This is a genomic window from Streptomyces viridosporus (genome assembly GCF_002078235.1).
GTDB lineage: Bacteria > Actinomycetota > Actinomycetes > Streptomycetales > Streptomycetaceae > Streptomyces > Streptomyces viridosporus.
In genome coordinates this window covers 1-2,556 of the sequence record NZ_MSGP01000090.1, presented here as the reverse complement: position 1 = coordinate 2,556, position 2,556 = coordinate 1, and the positions used below count along the sequence as shown (strand labels likewise).

Below are 2,556 nucleotides of genomic sequence, written 5' to 3'. Positions count from 1 at the left end.
CACCAACGAGGTGCTGCAGAACTTCCCCGCCGACGACCTGCGCCGCCGCTTCGAGGCGAACCTCGACAAGCTGGCCGCGGACTTCGCCTTCGGCAGGGTGAGCGTGCTCCAGGAGGTCGCCAAGGCGAAGAAGAAGCCGGCCGAGGCGCGGGCGGTCGTCCAGATCGGCATCGTCATCGGCGGCGCGGACGGCCACTTCGACCAGGACGAGCGGGCGGTCGTGCGCGAGGCGTGCTTCGCGCTGGGTCTGGCACCGCACGAGTTCGACCTCTGATTCGACCTCGGAGCGGCGCGGGTGACCACCGGCCGGTGCCGAGGACACCGACCGGTGGTCCCGGGAACACGAGCCGGGTGACAATCGTTGCACCCCGTACCGACCACGCGTGAGGAGTCACCTGCTTGTCCGCCAGACCGACGGACCCCCCGGGACACAGTCCCGGACCATCCCGCCACAGCACTGTTGACCGCGGCACCCGGCGGGGTGGTGTTCGGTGAGTGCCGCCGAGGCGCTGCTGGGCCTGCTCGCCGTGTTCGTGCTCACCGCCGGCACCGGCTACTTCGTCGCCCAGGAGTTCGCCTACGTCTCCGCCGACCGGCTCGCGCTCGCCCGTGAGGCCGAGGCCGGGGACCGCAAGGCCGCCCGCGCCCTGAAGGTGCTGCAGCGGCTGTCGTTCATGCTGTCGGGCGCCCAGCTCGGCATCACCGTCACCGGCCTGGTCGTCGGCTTCATCGCCGAGCCGTCGGTGTCCGCGCTGCTCAGGCCCGGGCTGTCCGGCCTCGGCCTGCCGGACGCAGCCGTGAGCGGCATCTCCGTGGTGCTGGCCTTCGTCCTCGCCACCGTCGTGCAGATGGTGCTGGGCGAGCTGGCCCCGAAGAACCTCGCGATCGCCGTGCCGGAGCGGCTGGCGAAGTCGCTGGCCGGCTCCACCCTGGCGTACCTGAAGGTCGTCGGGCCACTCGTGCGGATCTTCGACAGCGCGGCGAACAGGCTGCTGCGCCGCGTCGGCATCGAGCCGGTCGAGGAGCTGCACCACGGCGCCACGCTGGAGGAGCTCGGCCATCTGATCGGCGAGTCCCACGAGAGCGGCGCGCTGCCCGGGGACACCGCCACCCTGCTGGACCACGCGCTGGACTTCTCCGAGCGCACCCTGCGCGAGGTGATGGTGCCGCGCGCGGACGCCGTGTTCGTGCGCAGGGACGCGAGCGCCGAGGAGGCGGTCGGGCTGATCGCCGTCCACGGCCACTCGAACTACCCCGTGCTCGGCGACCACCCCGACGACGTCGCGGGCGTGCTGGGCGTGCGCGAGCTGATGGCGCTGCCCGCCGACCGGTTCGCCGGCACCACCGCGGGCGCGGTGGCCCGCCTGCCCCTGCTGCTGCCGGACACCCTCGAACTGCCCGACGCGGTGGCGCGGATGCGCGAGCAGGACGACGAGTTCGCCGTCGTCCTGGACGAGCACGGCGGCGTGGCCGGCATCGTCACCTACGAGGACATCGCCGAGGAACTCGTCGGGGACATCGCCGACGAGACCGACCGGGTCACCGAGGCGGCGGTCGCGGACGGCGACGGCTGGCTCGTGGACGCCGGCCGCCGGCTGGACGAGGTGGCCGAGGCGACCGGTGTGCACCTGCCCGAGGAGGACGACTACGACACGGTGGCCGGACTGATCGTGGACCGGCTGGGCCGCTTCCCCGCGGTCGGTGACCGGATCACCGTCGCGCTGCCCGCGGGCGGCGGCGCGGTGATCGACGTCCGCACGCTCGACCGGCATGTGGCCGAGCGCGTGCGGATCACCCCCGTGGTGGAGGAGCGGAAGACGACGGAGGAGCCCGCATGAGTTTCCCGATGGCCCTCTTCGTGACCGTGCTGCTGCTGATCGGCAGCGGGTTCTTCGTGGCCGCCGAGTTCGCGCTGGTCGCCGCCAAGCGGCACCGCATGGAGAAGGCGGCGGCCGAGGGGCGGCGCGGCGCGGGTGCCGCGCTGGCCGGGATGCGCGAGCTGTCGCTGATGCTGGCCGGTGCCCAGCTGGGCATCACGGTGTGCACGCTGGGTCTCGGCTCGGTGTCCAAGCCCGCGATCTCGCACCAGCTGGACCCGCTGCTGCGCGGGCTGGGTCTGCCCAGCGCGCTCAGCTACGGCGTGGCGTTCGCCGTCGCGATGATCGTGGTGGTGTTCCTGCACATGGTGGTCGGCGAGATGGCGCCCAAGTCGTGGGCGATCGCCCACCCGGAGCGCTCCGCGATGCTGCTGTCCCCGCTCTTCCGGGCGCTGGTGAAGGCCGTACGGCCGCTGATCCGGCTGCTCAACTCGGTGAGCAACGGGCTCGTACGGCTGTGCCGGGTGACCCCGCGCGACGAGCTGGCCCCGGTCCACGACCGCGAGCAGCTCACCCACCTGGTGGCGGAGTCCGAGCGGCTCGGTCTGATCAGCGCGGCCGACTCGCAGCTGCTGACGCGTTCGCTGACCGAGCCGGGGACACCGGTCGGTGCGCTGTGCGTCCCGGCCGAGCGGATCACCTCGGTCGAGGGCGGCGCCGGCATCGACGAGCTGCTGCG

The 2,556-nt window shown here is 72.8% G+C and carries 3 protein-coding genes; all 3 read left to right on the top strand.

Annotated elements, in window-relative coordinates; translation table 11 throughout:
- A partial coding sequence (locus B7L92_RS06490; RefSeq protein WP_170102179.1) for a TerB family tellurite resistance protein occupies positions 1 to 274 on the top strand: 274 nt, incomplete at its 5' end.
- Between the two features lie 217 nt (positions 275 to 491).
- Positions 492 to 1,838: a hemolysin family protein gene (locus B7L92_RS06485; RefSeq protein ID WP_081236509.1), complete on the top strand. Its 1,347-nt coding sequence runs from the start codon at positions 492 to 494 to the stop codon at positions 1,836 to 1,838.
- Positions 1,835 to 2,556, top strand: a 722-nt coding sequence (locus B7L92_RS06480; RefSeq protein ID WP_081236508.1) for a CNNM domain-containing protein, incomplete at its 3' end; no start/stop codon positions are given. The genes B7L92_RS06485 and B7L92_RS06480, both read left to right, overlap by 4 nt.